This is a genomic window from Occultella glacieicola, from assembly GCF_004353825.1.
Taxonomy (GTDB): Bacteria; Actinomycetota; Actinomycetes; order Actinomycetales; family Beutenbergiaceae; genus Occultella; species Occultella glacieicola.
Window position 1 is genome coordinate 72,910 of the sequence record NZ_SMNA01000005.1, and the last position, 17,615, is coordinate 90,524.

At 71.1% G+C, this 17,615-nt stretch carries 17 protein-coding genes; 5 read left to right on the top strand and 12 right to left on the bottom strand.

Annotated features, from left to right (window positions below; translation table 11 throughout):
* Window positions 1-137 precede the first annotated feature (137 nt).
* From EXU48_RS10710 to EXU48_RS10720, 3 genes are all read right to left on the bottom strand, one after another.
* Window positions 138-1,679 carry a UDP-N-acetylglucosamine 1-carboxyvinyltransferase gene (locus EXU48_RS10710; protein ID WP_133107656.1) on the bottom strand — a complete coding sequence of 514 codons (1,542 nt, stop codon included), beginning with the start codon at window positions 1,677-1,679 and terminating at the stop codon, window positions 138-140.
* Window positions 1,680-1,796: 117 nt separating this feature from the next.
* Entirely contained in the window at window positions 1,797-3,164 is a 1,368-nt protein-coding gene (locus EXU48_RS10715; RefSeq protein ID WP_133108023.1) for a PhoH family protein, read from the bottom strand.
* A 436-nt stretch (window positions 3,165-3,600) separates the two neighbouring features.
* On the bottom strand, window positions 3,601-4,362 hold the full coding sequence (locus EXU48_RS10720; protein ID WP_133107657.1) for an isoprenyl transferase: 762 nt from the start codon (window positions 4,360-4,362) through the stop codon (window positions 3,601-3,603).
* A gap of 229 nt (window positions 4,363-4,591) precedes the next feature.
* Between EXU48_RS10720 and trhA the strand changes: the two genes are divergently transcribed.
* Window positions 4,592-5,263, top strand: a complete 672-nt coding sequence (gene trhA, locus EXU48_RS10725; protein ID WP_235856969.1) for a PAQR family membrane homeostasis protein TrhA — start codon at window positions 4,592-4,594, stop codon at window positions 5,261-5,263.
* Window positions 5,264-5,318: 55 nt separating this feature from the next.
* A complete protein-coding gene (locus EXU48_RS10730; RefSeq protein ID WP_133107659.1) occupies window positions 5,319-6,308 on the top strand; it encodes a PPK2 family polyphosphate kinase in 990 nt (329 codons plus the stop codon).
* 22 nt (window positions 6,309-6,330) lie between these two features.
* Here EXU48_RS10730 and EXU48_RS10735 read toward each other — a convergent pair whose 3' ends face one another.
* Genes EXU48_RS10735 through mca form a run of 3 tightly spaced genes read right to left on the bottom strand, consistent with a single transcriptional unit; the run spans window position 6,331 to window position 8,287 of the window.
* Window positions 6,331-7,143, bottom strand: coding sequence for a nitrilase-related carbon-nitrogen hydrolase (locus EXU48_RS10735; protein ID WP_133107660.1), 813 nt, complete (start codon window positions 7,141-7,143; stop codon window positions 6,331-6,333).
* A complete protein-coding gene (locus EXU48_RS10740) occupies window positions 7,140-7,436 on the bottom strand; it encodes a hypothetical protein (protein WP_133107661.1) in 297 nt (98 codons plus the stop codon). The genes EXU48_RS10735 and EXU48_RS10740 overlap by 4 nt, the downstream gene beginning before the upstream one ends.
* Window positions 7,433-8,287 carry a mycothiol conjugate amidase Mca gene (gene mca, locus EXU48_RS10745; RefSeq protein WP_133108024.1) on the bottom strand — a complete coding sequence of 285 codons (855 nt, stop codon included), beginning with the start codon at window positions 8,285-8,287 and terminating at the stop codon, window positions 7,433-7,435. Before mca ends, EXU48_RS10740 begins: the two co-directional genes overlap by 4 nt.
* Before the next feature lie 115 nt (window positions 8,288-8,402).
* On the opposite strand from mca, the gene EXU48_RS10750 reads away from it, so the two are divergent.
* Window positions 8,403-8,834 carry a DUF4307 domain-containing protein gene (locus EXU48_RS10750; protein ID WP_165962764.1) on the top strand — a complete coding sequence of 144 codons (432 nt, stop codon included), beginning with the start codon at window positions 8,403-8,405 and terminating at the stop codon, window positions 8,832-8,834.
* A gap of 35 nt (window positions 8,835-8,869) precedes the next feature.
* Here the strand turns inward: EXU48_RS10750 and EXU48_RS10755 are convergent, their stop codons facing one another.
* Window positions 8,870-10,606 carry a hypothetical protein gene (locus EXU48_RS10755; RefSeq protein WP_133107663.1) on the bottom strand — a complete coding sequence of 579 codons (1,737 nt, stop codon included), beginning with the start codon at window positions 10,604-10,606 and terminating at the stop codon, window positions 8,870-8,872.
* 270 nt (window positions 10,607-10,876) lie between these two features.
* Here EXU48_RS10755 and greA point away from each other — a divergent pair, with 270 nt between their 5' ends.
* Window positions 10,877-11,356 (top strand): transcription elongation factor GreA, encoded by a 480-nt coding sequence (gene greA, locus EXU48_RS10760; protein WP_133107664.1) that lies wholly within the window; start codon window positions 10,877-10,879, stop codon window positions 11,354-11,356.
* A gap of 94 nt (window positions 11,357-11,450) precedes the next feature.
* Here the strand turns inward: greA and ilvA are convergent, their stop codons facing one another.
* Entirely contained in the window at window positions 11,451-12,659 is a 1,209-nt protein-coding gene (gene ilvA, locus EXU48_RS10765; RefSeq protein ID WP_133107665.1) for a threonine ammonia-lyase, read from the bottom strand.
* Between the two features lie 10 nt (window positions 12,660-12,669).
* Window positions 12,670-13,899 carry an AI-2E family transporter gene (locus EXU48_RS10770; RefSeq protein ID WP_133107666.1) on the bottom strand — a complete coding sequence of 410 codons (1,230 nt, stop codon included), beginning with the start codon at window positions 13,897-13,899 and terminating at the stop codon, window positions 12,670-12,672.
* 138 nt (window positions 13,900-14,037) lie between these two features.
* On the opposite strand from EXU48_RS10770, the gene EXU48_RS10775 reads away from it, so the two are divergent.
* Window positions 14,038-15,015, top strand: a complete 978-nt coding sequence (locus EXU48_RS10775; RefSeq protein ID WP_133107667.1) for a class I SAM-dependent methyltransferase — start codon at window positions 14,038-14,040, stop codon at window positions 15,013-15,015.
* Window positions 15,016-15,096: 81 nt separating this feature from the next.
* Here the strand turns inward: EXU48_RS10775 and EXU48_RS10780 are convergent, their stop codons facing one another.
* From EXU48_RS10780 to EXU48_RS10790, 3 genes are all read right to left on the bottom strand, one after another.
* The gene (locus EXU48_RS10780) at window positions 15,097-15,504 is read right to left on the bottom strand and encodes an FKBP-type peptidyl-prolyl cis-trans isomerase (protein WP_133107668.1); all 408 of its coding nucleotides are present in this window, start codon (window positions 15,502-15,504) and stop codon (window positions 15,097-15,099) included.
* Window positions 15,505-15,585: 81 nt separating this feature from the next.
* Complete coding sequence (locus EXU48_RS10785; protein ID WP_133107669.1) at window positions 15,586-16,575, bottom strand: acetylxylan esterase; 990 nt, start codon at window positions 16,573-16,575, stop codon at window positions 15,586-15,588.
* Between the two features lie 95 nt (window positions 16,576-16,670).
* On the bottom strand, window positions 16,671-17,567 hold the full coding sequence (locus tag EXU48_RS10790; RefSeq protein WP_133107670.1) for a Bax inhibitor-1/YccA family protein: 897 nt from the start codon (window positions 17,565-17,567) through the stop codon (window positions 16,671-16,673).
* Window positions 17,568-17,615 lie beyond the last annotated feature (48 nt).

A 17,615-nucleotide genomic window follows, 5' to 3' on the forward strand; every position in this document is an offset into this window, starting at 1 on the left:
CCCAGCCAACACCCGATCGGTGCGGCGCGCACGTCGAGGGCCCGCACGCCCACCGACCGGCGGGCCGGACGCCACGGCCCGGGAACGCACGAGCCAGGCCGGCCCCTGGGGGCTCCGACCTGGCTCGCGGCGGGCGTTCAGTCCCGGAACGTCTCGATCTGCGCGCCGAGCTCGATCAGGCGCTCCTGCAGCTGCTCGTAGCCACGAGCGATGATGTCGACGCCGCGCAGGACGGAGGTCCCCTTCGCGGCGAGCATCGCGAGCAGGATCACGACGGCGGGGCGTAGCGCGGGCGGGCAGCTCACCTCCGCGCCGGACCAGTGGGTGGGGCCGGTGACGTCGAGACGGTGCGGGTCGAGCAGGCGCACGTCGGCGCCGAGCCGGTTCAGGTCGGTGAGGTGGATGGCCCGGCTGTCGTAGACCCAGTCGTGGATGAGGGTGTGACCGGATGCCGACGCTGCGATGACGGCGAAGAACGGCAGGTTGTCGATGTTCAGGCCCGGGAACGGCATCGGGTGGATCTTGTCGATCGGGGCGTGCAGGTCGCTCGGGTGGACGGTGACGTCGACGAGGCGGGTCCGGCCGTTCGCGGCGGTGTACTCCTCCGAGACGGTGTAGCGCAGTCCCATCTCGGCGAGCGTCGCGAGCTCGATCTCCATGAACTCGATCGGCACCCGGGAGACCGTGATCTCCGAGTGCGTGACGATGCCGGCGGTGAGCAGGCTCATCGCCTCGACCGGGTCCTCCGACGGTGCGTAGTCCACGTCGACGTCGATCTCGGATCGGCCGTGCACCCGAAGGGTGGTGGTGCCGATACCGTCCACCCGGACCCCGAGGAGCTCGAGGTAGAAGCACAGGTCCTGGACCATGTAGTTCGGGCTGGCGTTGCGGATGGTGGTGACGCCCGGGTGCCGCGCGGCGGCCATGATCGCGTTCTCGGTGACCGTGTCACCGCGCTCGGTGAGCACCACCTTGATGTCCTCGGGACGGTTCGGCTCCACGGTCGCGTGGTAGGCGCCCGAGGTGGCCACGACGTCCAGTCCGAACGGCCGCAGGGCGATCATGTGCGGCTCCACGGTGCGGGTGCCGAGGTCGCAGCCGCCCGCGTAGGGCAGGTCGAAGGTGGCCTCGGAGTTCAGCAGCGGACCGAGGAACATGATGATGCTGCGCGTGCGCCGGGCTGCGTCCGAGTCGATGCCGCTCAGGTCCAGTCGGGCCGGCGGCACGATGTCGAGGTCCCTACCGTCGGCGGACCAGGTGGCCTGGACCCCGATCGACCGGAGCACGTCGACGATCCGGTCCACCTCGACGATCCGGGCGACGCCGCGCAGCCGGGTCCTTCCCCGGTTCAGGAGCGAGGCGCAGAGCAGGGCGACCGCGCCGTTCTTGGACGACTTGACGGTGATCGTGCCCGAGAGCTGCTGGCCGCCGGTCACCCGCAGGTGCGAGGCCCGGGGAGCCCCGATCGAGAGCAGGTCCGCCTCCAGGGCCCGGTTGATCCGGGCGAGGAGCTCGACGGAGAGGTTCTGACTGCCCTGCTCGATGCGGGCGATGGCGCTCTGCGAGGTGTTCAGGCGCTCGGCGAGCTGGCTCTGGGTCAAGCCCTTGTTCTGCCGAGCCCCGCGGATCAGGGTGCCGATCTCGGCGACGGAGGTATCGGTCTCTTCAATCACGGTCATGCCGTCACGATATCTCACATCTGAGATATCGCGAGGTTTCGTGAGATGGAACACAGCGCGTGTCGCGCGATCTTGCGCCGACCTCATGCGCAGTGCGCATGAGGTCGGCGACGGAGCTCAGGCTTCGATGCCCTCCAGCAGCTCGGTGACGAGCGCCGCGACCGGGGATCGCTCGGACCGCGTCAGCGTCACGTGCGCGAACAGCGGGTGTCCCTTGAGCGCCTCGATCACGGCAGCGACGCCGTCGTGACGTCCCACCCTCAGGTTGTCCCGCTGGGCCACGTCGTGGGTGAGGACCACCCGCGAACTCTGCCCGATCCGGGACAGCACCGTGAGCAGGACGTTCCGCTCGAGCGACTGTGCCTCGTCCACGATCACGAACGCGTCGTGCAGCGACCGGCCGCGGATGTGGGTGAGCGGGAGCACCTCGAGCATGCCGCGGTCCATGACCTCCTCGACGACCTCCGAGGAGACCACCGCGCCGAGGGTGTCGAAGACGGCCTGGGCCCAGGGGTTCATCTTCTCGGCCTCGCTGCCGGGCAGGTAGCCGAGCTCCTGGCCGCCGACGGCGTACAGCGGCCGGAACACCATCACCTTCCGGTGCTCACGCCGTTCCAGGACGGCCTCCAGCCCGGCGCAGAGGGCCAGCGCGGACTTCCCCGTCCCCGCCCGGCCCCCGAGGGAGACGATGCCGATCTCCGGATCGAGGAGCAGGTCGATCGCGATCCGCTGCTCGGCACTGCGGCCGTGCATCCCGAAGACGTCCCGGTCGCCCCGGACCAACGAGATCTGCTTGTCCGGCGTCACCCGCCCGAGTGCCGATCCCCGCGGCGAGTGCAGCACCAGGCCGGTGTGGCAGGGCAGGTCCCGGACGCCGTCGCCGACCGCCAGCTCCGCGATGGTCAGGCGCTCCTCACCGAACAGGGTCGCCATCTCGGTCTCGGTGACCTGGGCCTCGGACATCCCCCGCCAGCCGGAGTCGACGGCGAGCTGGGCCCGGTACTCCTCGGCCCTGATGCCGACGGCGGACGCCTTGACCCGCATCGGCAGGTCCTTGGAGACGACCCGGACGTCAAGCCCCTCGGAGCGCAGGTTCGCCGCGACGGACAGGATCCGCGTGTCGTTGTCGCCCAGGCGCAGGCCCGAGGGCAGGATCGACGGGTCCGAGTGGTTCAGCTCGACCCGGACCGTGCCGCCGGCCTCCCCCACCTCGATCGGTTCGTCGAGCTTGCCGTGCCGGACCCGCAGGTCGTCGAGGATGCGCAGGGCGCTGCGGGCGAAGTAGCCGAGCTCGGCGTGGTGGCGCTTGGCCTCCAGTTCGGTGACGACCACGATCGGCAGCACCACGTCGTGCTCGGCGAAGCGGTAGATCGCGCGGGGGTCGGAGAGCAACACCGAGGTGTCGAGGACGTACGTGACGCGTGCGCCGTCGGCTGCCTGCGGGTCGGGCACCGGCAAGGGACCGTGGAGTCCCTCACCGCCCATCGATCTACCCGTTGCTGTGACATCGATCGGATCGTCGAACGCGAGGGACTCACGGGTCACTGGTAGCTCCTCCAGGTGAACCTGCTCCGCTGCGCACTGCCGCGCTGCGGGTGCGGGGTGAGGGCGGTCGGCCCGACGAGGGGCCGGCGGCCCCTCTCCCACCTGAGCGTGTGCTCCATGGGCTGGCCTCCCGGTGGGTGGCCGGAGTGCCACCCAGTGATCACCACGCTACGACCGTGCCGACGTCCGGAGTGGGATCGACGCGGCGTGGCGCGCGGATCGCGAAGAGTTCACCCGCCGGACACATTCCCCGCCCGCCCAAGAGGGCCTGGTGCCGTCAGGACAGCCCGCGCAAGGTTCTGCATCAACGGGTCCGGGTGCGGACGAGCACCGGATGCACGGCACCGGCCACGGAGCCCTGGCGGGGGCCGCCCGGTCAGCGCCCGAGGCGGCGCTCACGTTCGCCGTAGGAGCGCAGCGCCCGCAGGAAGTCCACCCGGCGGAAGTCCGGCCAGTAGGCCTCGCAGAAGTAGAACTCGCTGTGGGCACTCTGCCAGAGCAGGAAGCCGCCGAGCCGCTGCTCACCGGAGGTGCGGATGACCAGGTCCGGGTCCGGCTGGCCCTTCGTGTACAGGTGCTCGGCGATCTTCTCGACGGTGACCACGTCGGTGAGGTCCTCGAGCGGGCGGCCCTGCTCGGTGTACTCCTTGATCAGCGAGCGCACCGCGTTCGCGATCTCGTGCCGGCCGCCGTACCCGACGGCGATGTTGACGTGCACACCGTCGACGTCCTCGGTGAGGGCCTCGGCGGCCCGGAGCCGGTCGGCGATCTCGGCCGGCAGCAGGTCCAGTTCGCCGACCATCCGCAGGCGCCAGCGCCTGGAGGTGGCGAGCTTCGCGACGGTGGCCGCAATGATCTCGAGGAGGTCGGTGATCTCGGCGGGATCGCGCCGGAGGTTGTCGGTGGAGAGCATCCACAACGTGACGACCCCCACCCCCACCTCCTCGCACCAGGTGAGCAGGTCGGTGATCCGGTCCGCCCCGGCCTGGTGCCCCTGGGCCGTCTCCAGTCCGACCGAGCGGGCCCAGCGGCGGTTCCCGTCCAGCATCACGCCGATGTGATGTGGAACCGGTCGGCCGTGCATCTGGTTCGCGAGCCTGCGCTCGTAGATGCCGTACAGGAAGTTCGGTGGCCGCATCTCGGTTTCCGCTCCTCCTCGCATGGGTGTACATCCGGCGGTGATCGCTCGCACCATCGGTGGGAACGGACACACGCTACAACTCTCAACCGATGCATGGACCTACGCTTGCGTAACCTACGATGACGTAAGGACCATCGAACGGTGGCCCGAACCAGGCTGCTCCACGAATGTGAGGGTCCTCATGGCACGCACCAGAACCCACCGGCCTCGGCCGGCGCCGGAGCCTGTGGCCCCCTCCACGAACCCGCTCATCACGGACGCGCCCGTCAAGCCACGGCTGCGCGGCTGGATCCACACCGTCATGGCCCCGGTCGCACTCGTGGTCGGGATCGTCCTGGTGGTCGGGTCCTCGACCCCGGCCGCCAAGCTCAGCACCGCCGTGTTCGCGCTGACCACCGTGGTCATGTTCGGCACCAGCGCGATCTACCACCGCGGCACCTGGTCCCCGCGCGCCTTTGCGGTGCTCCGCCGGCTCGACCACTCGAACATCTTCGGCGTCATCGCCGGCACCTACACGCCGTTGGCCGTCCTGCTCCTTCCCCCGAGCACCGCGACCCTGCTGCTCTGGCTCGTCTGGGGCGGCGCCGTGGCCGGGCTGCTCGCCAGGGTCTTCTGGCTCGGTGCGCCCCGGTGGTTCTACGTCCCGGTCTACGTGGCCCTCGGCTGGGTCGCGGTCGGCTTCCTGCCGGCCTTCTGGGCCAACGGCGGGCCGGCCATCGCGCTTCTGGTGATCGCGGGCGGCCTCGGGTACACCCTCGGCGCCCTCGCGTACGGGTTCAAGCGCCCGAACCCCAGCCCCACCTGGTTCGGGTTCCACGAGGTCTTCCACACCGGCACGGTCATCGGCTACTCCTGCCACGCGATCGCGATCGCCCTGGCGGCGTTCTCGGCAGTCTGACCGGCCCCGCACTAGGCTGGACCCAGCACGTCGCCGCGCCACGAGGGAGAGCCGCATGGGCAAGCACGCTGAGTGGGACGAGGCGCCCGGGGAGCTGCTCCGCGCCGGCCGGGACTTCGTGCTCGCGGACCTCGACCGGGACGCTACGCCCGGCTGGTCGGAGGGCAAGGCCGCCGCCGAGAAGGCCATGGCCGCCCGCGGTGAGGAACTGTCCGACCTCCAGGAACGCCTGTTCGCCGACGGTCGCACCGGTGGCGACCGGTCGGTCCTGCTCGTCCTGCAGGGGCTCGACACCGCCGGCAAGGGCGGCATCGTGCGGCACGTCCTCGGGATGCTCGATCCGCAGGGCGTCGCGCTCGCGTCGTTCGGAGTGCCCACCGCCGAGGAGCGCAAGCACCATCATCTGTGGCGGATCCGTCGTGCGCTTCCGCCGGCGGGCAAGATCGGTGTGTTCGACCGGTCCCACTACGAGCAGGTGCTCGTGGTCAAGGTCGACGGCCTGGAGCCGGCCGAGGAGAACGAGGGCCGCTACGCCGAGCTGAACAGGTTCGACCGGCAGGTGGTCAACGCGGGCACCACCCTCATCAAGGTCGCCCTGATGGTCTCCTACGAGGAACAGGGTGCCCGGCTCCGGGAACGGCTCGAACGCGACGACAAGCACTGGAAGTACAACCCGGGCGACGTCGACACCCGGCTCAAGTGGGACGAGTTCCAGGGCGCCTACCAGGAGATGTTCACGCGCACCTCCACCGAGGCAGCCCCCTGGTACGTGGTGCCGGCGGACCACAAGTGGTACGCCCGGATCGCCGTCACGGAACTGCTCTACCGGGCGCTGTCCGATCTCGACCTGTCCTGGCCGACGGCGGACTTCGATGTCGAGAAGGAGAAGGCGCGCCTCGCCGCCACCATGTCCGAGCCGGGTTACCAGGCCCACGAACACCAGGACACCGACGGCGGTCGGGGCGGCGGGGGCGGCGGGGGCACAGGCTCCAAGGAGAAGGACAAGAAAGGAAAGAAGGGAAAGAAGGGAAAGAAGAAGAAGTAGCCCGCGCTCACCGGTCGTCCGGTCAGCCCGCGGGCACCACCCGGTAGCGGCGGTGCCGCAGGCTCGGAACCGTCTCGCGGACCCGGTTCACGACGGCGGGGTCCAGGTCCGCGCGCAAGGTCGCCGTGGTCTCGTCGCCGGTCTCGGCGATCGGTACGCCGAGCGGGTCGATGATCGCGCTGTGCCCGCTGCGGCCGTGTCCGCTCTGGCTCGCCAGGAGCAGATAACTCGTGTTCTCCAGCGCACGGGCCCGGGCCAGGGTCTGCAGCTGGGCCACCTTGCCCGGGCCCTCGGCCCAGGCCGCGATCACCACGAGGACGTGCGCGCCCGCATCGGCAAGGACCCGGAAGGCCTCCGGGAACCGGAGGTCGTAACACGTCGCGACCCCGACCCGGAGCCCGCCGAGGTCGAGGACGAGCGTGTTCGCCGGGTCGGGATCGCCGGGCATGAGCACGTCGGACTCCCGAACCCCGAAGGCGTCGAACAGGTGCACCTTGACGTACCGGCCGCGCACGGTGCCATCCGGACCGATCGCGACGGCGACGTTGCGCGCCCGGCCCTCCTCCGCCGTCGGGCCGGTCTCGGTGGTGCCGACCACGACGTGCACCGCCGCCGCCCGCGCGGCCTCGCACACGGCGCGCATGAAGGAGCCGTCCGCCGGCTGGGCCAGGTCCGGGCCGAGCCGGGGCGCCCAGCCGGACGTGTACTCGGGCAGGACCACGAGCTCCGCGCCGCGGCCGGCCGCGTCCGCGATCGCCGCGGTCGCCAGCCGCGCGTTGTGGTCGGCGTCCGCGGTCGCGCTCAGTTGCGCGACGGCGACCGGGAGGGTGGTCATGGCCGGGTGCCGCCGGGCGGGTCGGTGGGGCTCACCGGGTCGCCGGAGCCGGTCGGGCCGGCAGGGTGGGCAGTGTCGGCAGTGTCGGCAGTGTCGGCACTGTCGGCAGTGTCCTCGGCGTCCGACCGGGCCTGCGCGGCGGCGTTCGTGCGCGCCCGGCGCATGTGCTTGCCGAGGCCGCGGGCCAGGAAGAACACGACCAGGGCCAGGAAGAAGAACACCGCGAACCCGCCGATGCCGGGGGTGACCACGCTCGGGTCGGGCACGTCCTCGGCCAGCAGCGGCGCGATCACACCTGCTCCCGGATGCCAGCGAACAGGTCGGTCTCGGGAACGCTCGTCACGACCCGGGACCGGACCAGCTCGAACTCCTCGAACGGCCAGGACTCCCGCTCGATCTCACGCGGCACGGCGAAGAAGAACCCGTCCGGATCGATCTGGGTCGCGTGCGCGAGCAGGGCCCGGTCGCGCTGGTCGAAGTAGTCGGCGCACTCGATCCTGGTGGTCACCTGGTCGGCGCGGTCGTCGCGGTCCTCCCAGCGCTCCAGCCACTCCGCGAACGGGGAGTCCTTACCGGCAGCCAGGACGGCCTCGTGGATGGCGACCACGCGGGACCGGGAGAAGCCGTGGTCGTAGTACAGCTTCGCGATCTCCCAGGCCGGACCGGCGCTCGGGAACGCGTCCGGGTCCGCGGCCGCGTCGAACGCCGCGACCGAGACCCGGTGGGTCATGATGTGGTCGGGATGCGGGTAGCCGCCGTTCTCGTTGTACGTGGTCATCACGTGCGGCCGGAACTCCCGGACCACGCGCACCAGCGCCTCGGTGCTCACCTCGAGCGGTTCCAGCCCGAAGCACCCCGGCGGCAGCGGCGGCAGCGGGTCCCCCTCCGGCAGCCCGGAGTCGACGAAGCCGAGCCAGCGCTGCGAGATCCCGAGTTCGGCCGCCGCTGCGGCCATCTCCCGGCGTCGATAGCCCGGCATGTCCCGGAGCACCTCGGGGTCGTTCTCGAGACGCGGGTTCAGGATGTCGCCGCGCTCGCCGCCGGTGCACGTCACGACGAGGACCTCGACGCCCTCGGCGGCGTACCGCGCCATGGTCGCCGCGCCCTTGCTCGATTCGTCGTCGGGGTGGGCGTGCACGGCCATGAGCCGCAGGTTCTGCGCAGCCAAGTGATCCTCCTGGGATCGGCGGGTGGGACAATGGGCACGACGACGCGCGCCGAACTCCGCGCGCGGGACTCCCAGTCTAAGGATGGTACGCGTGGTGCAGGCACCGGCCCGGACCGAGCAGGACGCTACCGCGGCCCTGCTCGCGGACCGTTACGGCCGACGGACCGCCGGCGGTGGGCGACGCCTGCGGGCACGGATCCTGATCGCGGCGCTGGCCGTGGCCGGGATCGCGGTCCTGGCCTGGATCGCCGTCGACATGTTCGCCCCGTCCGTGGAGAGCCGTGACGTCGGCTTCCACGTCGTGGACTCCGAGTCGGTGCGCGTGACCTTCGACGTCACGAAGCCGGCCGAGCGCAGCGCGGTGTGCACGCTGGAGGCCCTCAGTACCGGCTACGGGCAGGTGGGGCTGCTCCAGGTGGAGATCGGTCCGCAGGTTGCGGACACGGTCCGGATCACCGCCGAGGTCGCGACCAGCGAGGAGGCCACGACCGGCCTTGTCCGTGCGTGCACCTTCACCGACTGAACCTCACCCTCGGCACCTGAGCCGACGAACCCGCCTCAACCGAAGTTCGCCTCGAGCCACGCGGTCCAGCCCTCTGCGGTCAGGTCGGTGTCAGCGATCTCCATGGCGGTCCGGGGCAGGGACTCCCCGGTCTCGAGCGCCGTGTCGGAGAGGTCGAACACGTCGATGCCGAGCGACTCCGCGTACGCATACATGCTGCCGCTGAGCGAATAGGCACAGCCGACGTCCTCGACGTCCTCGAAGTCCCGTTCGGACGGGAACGAACCGTCGAGGTCCTCCACGCAGTCCCTCAGCACGCGCCCCGTGTAGCTCAGCCGGGTGGCGTAGGTGCCGTGCCCCTGGAAGAGCGACTCGTTGTACGTGGCCCAGCCCTCGGTCACCGGGGACCCGGCGTACGCCGCCTCGGGGACGTTCACCTCGTGGATCGCGTGGATGAACTCGTGCGTGATCGTGTCCTGCGTGTCCGAGATGCCGTACGCCAGGCCGTTCGGGCCGACCGTGACGACGCCGCCCGCGGTGGTGTTCCAGCCGCCGGTGGCGATGTCCTCACCGATCCCGGGCCCCGGGAACGGACGCGACTGCGGGAACAGCGTGCCCGCCCGGTCCCCGGTCCAGCCGTCCAACTCGTCCGGGTTGATGAACCAGCTGTTGAAGGTGTCCATGTCCTCGCTGTAGAAGGAGAGGAAGCGCTGGGCGTTCGCCACACCGGTCTCGGTCTCGTACCGCTCGACGACCCACTGGGCGCTCTCCTCGGCGGGTTCCGCCACGGAATCGATCAGTGCGACCTCGTCGACGTAGCCGGCAACGACGGAATGCTCGGTGATCACCGCGTACAGCGGTTCGAGGTCCCACGGCGCCGGGTCCTCCTCGACCTCCCAGCCGGTGATCATCCCGCTCGCGCCGTCGTCGCTGACGGCGATCGTGGCGCGGTAGCCGTTCACCGGGGCGTACTCCCGGCCGGCATCCGGGTGGTCGGAATCGGCCGGGATCGCAGGGGAGCCGGCGGTCACGGCGCCGAGCTGGACACTCTGCACGGCCGTGTTGTCCCGGTAGCTGGAGTTCTGCAGGCCCTGCATCGAGAACACACCCCGGCTCCAGCCGAGGACGCCCATGTTGTCCCACCACAGCGACAGCGGCTCGACCGCGTCACCGCTGACGTAGCGGAAGAAGGCGTCCCGGTCCCGGGCCGCGAGCGCCGCGTTGAGCTGCTCGCTCAGGTGGGTTCCGGTGAACCGGCCGTCGGCGTTCGTGTTCGGGCGTCCATACCCGTCGTCGGTGGGCATCTCGGCGGTGCCGGGGCCCGCCGTCGGCTCGGCGTTCCGGTCCTGGAGGTAGGCCAGTGAGGCCAGCACCACGAGCGCGACGACCAGGACGGCACCGAGGGCCATCACCCACCCGGGCGGCGGCCCGCCCCGCCGACGCGGGGGCGGTGGTGCCTGCGGTGGGAACCGGGGCGCAGGGTAGGCGGGCATCTCCCGGTACCGGTACCCGTAGGGCGGCATCTGCACCGGTGCCGGCGGAGCCGGCCGGGTCCCGCCCGGCGGTGACCAGCCACCGCTGGCCGCCGACGGGAGGGAACCGACCGGCTCGGCGACACGCCCGGCCGGCTCGGGGAAGTGGACGCCCGAACGCGGCGCCTGCGGGCCTTGGGCGTAGGGGCTCGGCGGCCACGCCTGCGGGTACACCGACGGTGCGGGATCCACGGTCGGCCCCGGGCTCCCGACACTGCCCGGACCGCCCGGACCGGCGGAGGACGGCGCTTCGTGACTCATCGCGTCCCCTCTCGGTTCCCGGCTCGCGCACGGCTCTGATCGACCGCGGTCAGCCTATCGTGGGGGCTGCGGCGGACCGCCGACGATGGCGACTTCGGGCATCGGCCGAACTATCCATTGGCCTCGCGATGGCCACCGGTAGGTATAATCGACCTTTTCCACCGCCCCGGTGCGGTCCGCAACGGTATCCAGCCCGGGCAATGGAGACTCGCCCGCTTGTGACCGATCGCGGTCACGCTCTGGGGCTCGACTGTAGATGAAGGAGGAACCGTGTCCGAAACCACGTGGCTGACGCAGGACAGTTACGACCGTCTCAAGGCCGAATACGACCACCTCGTGGGCGAGGGACGGACCGAGATCGCCGACAAGATCGAATCGGCTCGCGAGGAGGGCGACCTCAAGGAGAACGGTGGCTACCACGCCGCTCGCGAGGAGCAGGCGAAGCAGGAGGCCCGGATCCGCCAGCTCGACGAGCTGCTGCGCGGCGCCCAGGTCGGGGAGCCCCCGGCCGACGACGGCATCGTCGAGCCCGGCATGGTGGTCACGGCCACGGTCGGCGGCGAGAAGATGACCTTCCTCCTCGGTTCCCGCGAGGTCGCCGGCGACACCGATCTGGATGTCTACTCGGCCAGCTCGCCGCTCGGCAGCGCGATCCTCGGCCACAAGACCGGGGAGACCGTCGAGTACAAGACCCCGAACGGCGCGACCGTCAAGGTGAAGATCACCAAGGCCAAGCCCTTCGCCGGCTGATCCGCCACCGGGTCCGACCCGATCACGCCCGCTGCCCGCCAGACCATCCGGTCCGGCGGGCAGCCGCGTTGTGCGGCCGCTGCCGGGTCCGGCGTCAGCCCTGCCGCACCCGGTAGCCGCGCTCGGTGAGCTCGCGCACCACATCGGTGCAGTGCTCGGGACCCTTGGTCTCACACTCGACGGCGATGTCCACCTCGTCGACCGCGAGGCCGGCCGCGGTGCGCACGTGCGCCACGTCCAGGACGTTCGCGCCGAGGCCGGCCAGTTCCCGCAGGAGCCCGGCGAGGTGGCCCGGGGTGTCCTGGACCCGCACGTGGACCTGCAGGTACCTGCCGGCGGCCACCATGCCGTGCTGGAGCACCTTCATCAGGACCAGCGGGTCGATGTTGCCTCCGGAGAGGATCACGACGATCGGTCCCTCATGCGCGCCGGGCCGGGCCAGCAGGTCCGCGACGCCGGCCGCCCCGGACGGTTCCACCACGAGCTTGGCACGTTCGGCGAGCAGCAGCATCGCCCGGTTCAGGTCCTCCTCGCTGACCAGGTCGACCTGCCGCACCTCGCGGCGGACGATCTCGAGCGGGATCCGCCCGGGCTCGCCGATCGCGATCCCGTCCGCCATCGTCTTCATCGTGGCGAGCGCGACCGGGTGGCCGGCGCTGATGGAGCCCGGATACGCGGCCGCCCCCTCGGCCTGGACCCCCACCACTTCAATGTCGGTGCCGAGGACCCCGTGCAGGGCGGTCGCGACGCCGGCGAGCAGCCCGCCGCCGCCGGTGGGTACCAGCACGGTGCGCACCGACGGGACCTGCTCGGCGATCTCCAGGGCGATCGTGGCCTGACCGGTCACGATGTCTTCGTGATCGAACGGGTGGATGACCTCTCGGCCGGTCCGACCGGCCTCCGCCAGGGCTTCGACGAGCGCCTCCCCCACGGTGGCGCCGTGCAGGCGTACCTCGGCGCCGTAGCCGCGGGTCGCGGCGAGTTTCGGCAACGCCGCCCCGACGGGCATGTAGATCGTGGCCGGGATCCCGAGCAGGCGTGCGGCGAGGGCGACGCCCTGGGCGTGGTTGCCCGCGCTGGCCGCGAGCACCCCGGCGGCCTTCTGGTCCGGAGCCAGCCTGCTCATGCGGGTGTAGGCGCCTCGGATCTTGAAGGACCCACCGGTCTGCAGGTTCTCGCACTTCAACCAGACCTCGGTGCCCGCGATCGCGCTCAGCGCCCCGCTGTACTGGACCGGCGTCCGCTGGATCACCCCCTCGAGCTCGGCCGCGGCCCCGCGGATCCGCTCGAGGTCGACCGTCACCTGCCGCTCCTCATGTCGTCGCCGGCTCCTTGAGGAGGGCCGGATCGTCACGGGTCGGATGGTAGAGGAAGTTCATCACCGCGTTCACGACGGCGACGACCGGCACCGCGAAGAGTGCCCCGACGATCCCGCCGATCAGGGTGCCGGTCGCGACGGCGAGCAGCACCGCCACGGGGTGCAGCTTCAGGGCCCGGCTCATCAGCATCGGCTGGAACAGGTGGCTCTCGAGCTGCTGCACACCGAGCACGACGGCCAACATGATCAGGGCCCGGAACGGTCCCTGGTCCACGAGCGCGACCGCCACCGCGACGGCGCCGGTGAGCACCGCGCCGACGATCGGGATGAACGAACCGAGGAAGACCAGCACCCCGAGAGGCAGGGCGAGCGGCACGCCGAGGAGCCAGGCACCCAGCCCGATGCCGACGCCGTCGATGAACGCCACCACGATCTGGGTGCGTGCGTACACGCTCAGGCTGACCCAGCCCCGGATCCCGGCCCCGGAGACCCGGTCGCGGGCGACCCGCGGGAAGAGGCGCACGATCCAGCCCCAGATCGTCTCGCCCTCCTTCAGGAAGAAGAACAGGCAGAACATGGCGATCAGCGCCCCGGCGAGCACGTGCCCCACGGACGTGGTCACCGACACGGCGCCGGAGAGGATCGAGTCGATGTTCGAGGACAGCTGGTCCTGGAGCGTGGCGAGGTAGGAGTTGATGGTCTCCTCACTGAGACCGAGCGGCCCGGAACTCAGCCAGGCGATCCCGGTCTCGATCCCGTCCCAGGCGGTCTCGGCGAGGTCGGAGAACCCCCGCACGAGCGAGGTGCCGGCGAGCGTCAGCAGCCCTCCCAGCACCAGCACCACGAGCAGCAACGTCCCGACGACGGCCAGGACCCGCGGCAGCCCGACCCGCCGGTGCAGCCAGTTCGTCACCGGGGACAGCAGCGACGTCAGCAGGGCGGCCACCAACACCGGGATCACCACGGTCTTGACCTGGACCAGGGCGAAGGCGACCAGGGCGACCGCGGCCACGATGACGATCAGGCGCCAGGACCAGGCGGCCGTCGCGGTCACCGCCGGCGGTACCGGACCGGTGTAGTTCTTCGTCACCGGCTTCCTCACGTCGGCCGGAGTGTCCCCGGCCGGGTCGTTCGACCCAGCGCCGTCGCCCGGCACCGCCGGGACGGATTCGGAGCCGTGCTCGACCGCAGGCTCGTCAGCAGCGCTGCGCTCATCGTTCGACATGGTGTCCCTCCTGCGTTCCGGCCCTCAGACTACGGCCCGCGCAGCCGCACCGCCGACGTGCCGAAGCGCCGGTCACCGGGTGGGGGTACGGACTACTCTGACGCCAACACTCGTCGACGAGGAAAGGCCCGGCCCCACGTGGCAGACTCCGCCCACTCCGACAGGGTGCTGAGGTTCGCCTCCGCGCCATCCCTCGAGGCCCTTCCGGAGGCGATCGACGTCGACGCCGGGACGCCCCCGAACCCGCCCCAGGAGATCCAGCAGAAGTTCGTAGGGCTCTCCTACGAGGCCGCCTACAGCGAGGCCGAGACGTTCGTGAAGGTCGTCGACGAGATGGCCGTCAAGCACACCGGTTCCGGTGTCGGTGACGCGACGCGCATCATCGACTTCGGGTCCGGCTGGGGCCGGATCTCCCGGTTCCTGCTGGGCCGGAGCGCGCCGACCCACATCCACGCCCTCGACGTGGACCCGGAGATGACGACGCTGGTCAATGTCACCCTGCCCGGGGTCAATGCCATGACCGTGGACCCCTTCCCGCCCACCGTGCTCGGTCGCGGGGCGTTCGACCTCGCGGTGGCCTTCAGCGTCTTCTCGCACCTGTCCGGGCCGGCGCACGAGGCGTGGGCGCTGGAGTTCGCGCGGCTGGTGCGGCCCGGCGGAGTCGCGGCGATCACGGTCCTGGACGGGGCGTTCATGGGCCAGGTGGCCGGTGCCCGGGCCGCCGTGGAGGCCGGCGAGGCGGACGAGTTCGCGACGTCGCTCGCGACGACGTTCGAGGACGTCGACGCGGCCCGCGCCGGCTTCGAACGGGGCGAGATCCAATACGCCGGCAGCGGTGGCGGCGAGGTGCGCACGGGCGACTACTACGGCTGGGCCGCGGCGCCTCCCGCGTACGTCGAGCGGGTCTGGGGCGGCGCCGGCTTCCGGATCGTAGAGTGGGTGCCCGCGAACGTGCTGTTCCCGCAGGCCCTGGTCATCCTCGTCCGCGGCGAGGACTCGGGCGCGGAGCCGCGGCCGGTCACCGACCACGCGGCGGCGGCCCCGGTGGTGTCGCTGCCGCACCGGCTCCGCTCCCGGGCCGGTCGCCTGCTGCGCCGGGTGGGCCTGCGGAAGTAGGCCGGAGGTAGGCACAGGACGTCGAACGGGCCCGTCCGGACCATCGAGGTCCGGGCGGGCCCGTTCGCTGCCCCGGGGGCGTCAGGAGGCGCCGAGGATGTCCACCACGAACACGAGCGTGTCGGTGCCCTTGATGCCCGCGCGGGGCATCCCGTTCGGGCCGTAGCCGTCGTGCGGGGGGATCGAGACGAGCACGCGGGAGCCGATGGGCTGGCCGACGAGGGAGTTGTCCCACCCGGCGATGACCGCGCCGACGCCGATCGGGAACTGGATGGAGGACCCGCGGTCGTAGGAGTTGTCGAAGATGCCGCCGCCCCAGATCTGGCCGAGGTAGTTGACGTCGATCGTCTGGCCGGCCTCCACGAGCGGGCCGTCGCCCGGGCTGAGTACCTGGACGGCGAGCTCGGCGGGTGCGGCGTTCTCGGGAAAGCTCAGCGCCGGCTTGTCACCGAACGAGCCGGTGGCCGTGGGCAGGGTGGCGTCAGTCATGGATCCTCTTTCGCAGTTTCGGTGTCGATGATCGAGATCAGCCTAAACGCCCGACGGCGCAGGTCGCCTGGGCGGGTGGCCTCATCCGAGGAGGCCGGAGAGCCAGCGCAGCTGGCGCTGCACCTGGTAGCCGCCGCCACCTTCGTGTCCGTTGTAGGGGTAGACCTCGATCTGCTTGTCGACGACCGAGCCCGCCGGGGCCAGGGCACCGTAGGCGTGGTAGGCGGCATAGACGGTCGACGGCGGACACACCTGGTCCATCAGCGCCACCGAGTACAGGGCGGGCGCCTGGGCCCGCTTCGCGAGGTTCACGCCGTCGAAGTAGGACAGGGTCTCCCAGACCCGGTCGGCCGACGTCCGGTGCACGGCGAGGTAGGCGGTGAGCTCGGCATAGGGCGTCGACCCCGTGATCTCGACGGCGCGGCGGAAGTGTTGCAGGAACGGCACGTCGATGAGCGCACCGGCGACGTCCGGGACCAGGGCCGCGGCCGCCGTCGCGATGCCCCCACCCTGGCTGCCACCGGAGACCACGACTCGAGCCGGGTCGACGCCGGGCAGGGTGCGGGCCGCATCGACGGCGCGGGCGGCGTCGGTGAACAGGCGCCGGTAGTAGTAGTCCGCCGGGTCACCGATGCCGCGGGTGAGGAACCCCGGGGTCGCCGGGCCACTGCCGACCGGGTCCGGGGTCTGGCCGCCGTCGCCGCGGTACCCCTGCCCACGGGTGTCCATCCGCAGGTACGCGTACCCGGCGGCCGGGAACAGGGACACCTCGTGGGCCAGGCCCCGCCCGCCGCTGTAGCCGAGGTAGTTCACGATGACGGGCAGGTCCTGCGCGACCCCTGCCGGCCGGGCGTACCAGGCCTTGATCGGGTGGCCGCCGAAACCCGGGAAGGTCACGTCGAAGACCTCGACGTGCCGCAGCCCGGAGTCCACCGGCGCCACCTCGACGGTCGCCGTGCTGGTGCGGGCCTGGGCCAGCGTGCCCGCCCAGAACTCGTCGAGATCCGCCGGTTCGGCGATCTCGGGACGGTAGTCGGCAAGCTGCGCGAGTGGCAGGTCGAAGAGCGGCATGCGCTTACCGTAGTGGTGCCCGTCACGACCGCCGGAACGCGAACGGCGCGCCTCCCCGAGCCGGGGTGACGCGCCGTTCGCCGACCAGGTCCTGATCAGTCGCCGCGCAGGATCGCGAGGATCCGCAGGAACTCCAGGTAGAGCCACACGAGCGTGATCGTGATCCCGAACGCCGCGGACCAGGCCATCTTCGCCGGGGCGCCGTTCTGGATGCCCTTGCTGATCGAGTCGAAGTCCCAGATCAGGTTCATGGCGGCCAGGACCACCGCGAACAGGCCGATGACCAGGCCGAGCGGGATCCCCATGATCTCCACGCTGCGCAGGCCGAAGCCGTCCATCCCGCCGAACCACATCAGGCCGAGGTTGACCAGGGAGAACACCAGGTAGGAGGCTCCGGCGATGAGCAGGAACCGGGTGAACTTCGGGGTGACCCGGACCTTGCCGCTCTTGAACAGGGCGAGGGTCACGGCGAACGTGACGAACGTGGCGAGGACCGCCTGCACCACGATGCCGGGCCACATGGTCTCGAAGACCCCGGAGATCATCCCGAGGAACGCGCCCTCGAAGGCCGCGTAGGCGATGATCAGCGCCGGGCTCGGCTCGCGCTTGAACGCGTTGACGAGCCCGAGGACGAACCCGCCGATGAGGCCGATGAACATGACCGGCATGCGCATCTCGACCGGAACCGCGAACCAGGCCGCGACGGCCACGCCGATGACGACGGCGAGCACGCCCGCCGTCTTCACGATCACGTCGTCGTAGGTGAGCCGGCCGGTCTGTGCCGGGCCGGCATCCGGGCCGTAGTAGGACTGCTCGATCCCCGCGAACTGCGGGTCGTAACCCTGGGTCGCCGTCGCACCGTACGGCTGCTGGCCGTAACCGTGCTGGCCCGGCTGACCCGGGTATCCGGCCTGGCCGTACGGGTTCACCGGTGGTTGGTTGGGCTTGCTCTTACCGAACTCCGCGGAGTTCGTGAAGAAGGGGTTTGCCATGCCTTGCCTCCGAAGGTCGCGCCACCCGGTCGTCGCCGCCGGCCGGCG

What these genes read in the sequence shown, in the direction of transcription:
- EXU48_RS10710 (WP_133107656.1), bottom strand. Translation starts at nt 1,679, where the DNA reads ATGACCGTGATTGAAGAGACCGATACCTCCGTCGCCGAGATCGGCACC.
- EXU48_RS10715 (WP_133108023.1), bottom strand. Translation starts at nt 3,164, where the DNA reads ATGGGCGGTGAGGGACTCCACGGTCCCTTGCCGGTGCCCGACCCGCAG.
- EXU48_RS10720 (WP_133107657.1), bottom strand. Translation starts at nt 4,362, where the DNA reads ATGCGGCCACCGAACTTCCTGTACGGCATCTACGAGCGCAGGCTCGCG.
- EXU48_RS10730 (WP_133107659.1), top strand. Translation starts at nt 5,319, where the DNA reads ATGGGCAAGCACGCTGAGTGGGACGAGGCGCCCGGGGAGCTGCTCCGC.
- EXU48_RS10735 (WP_133107660.1), bottom strand. Translation starts at nt 7,143, where the DNA reads ATGACCACCCTCCCGGTCGCCGTCGCGCAACTGAGCGCGACCGCGGAC.
- mca (WP_133108024.1), bottom strand. Translation starts at nt 8,287, where the DNA reads ATGGCCGTGCACGCCCACCCCGACGACGAATCGAGCAAGGGCGCGGCG.
- EXU48_RS10755 (WP_133107663.1), bottom strand. Translation starts at nt 10,606, where the DNA reads ATGAGTCACGAAGCGCCGTCCTCCGCCGGTCCGGGCGGTCCGGGCAGT.
- EXU48_RS10770 (WP_133107666.1), bottom strand. Translation starts at nt 13,899, where the DNA reads ATGTCGAACGATGAGCGCAGCGCTGCTGACGAGCCTGCGGTCGAGCAC.
- EXU48_RS10780 (WP_133107668.1), bottom strand. Translation starts at nt 15,504, where the DNA reads ATGACTGACGCCACCCTGCCCACGGCCACCGGCTCGTTCGGTGACAAG.
- EXU48_RS10785 (WP_133107669.1), bottom strand. Translation starts at nt 16,575, where the DNA reads ATGCCGCTCTTCGACCTGCCACTCGCGCAGCTTGCCGACTACCGTCCC.
- EXU48_RS10790 (WP_133107670.1), bottom strand. Translation starts at nt 17,567, where the DNA reads ATGGCAAACCCCTTCTTCACGAACTCCGCGGAGTTCGGTAAGAGCAAG.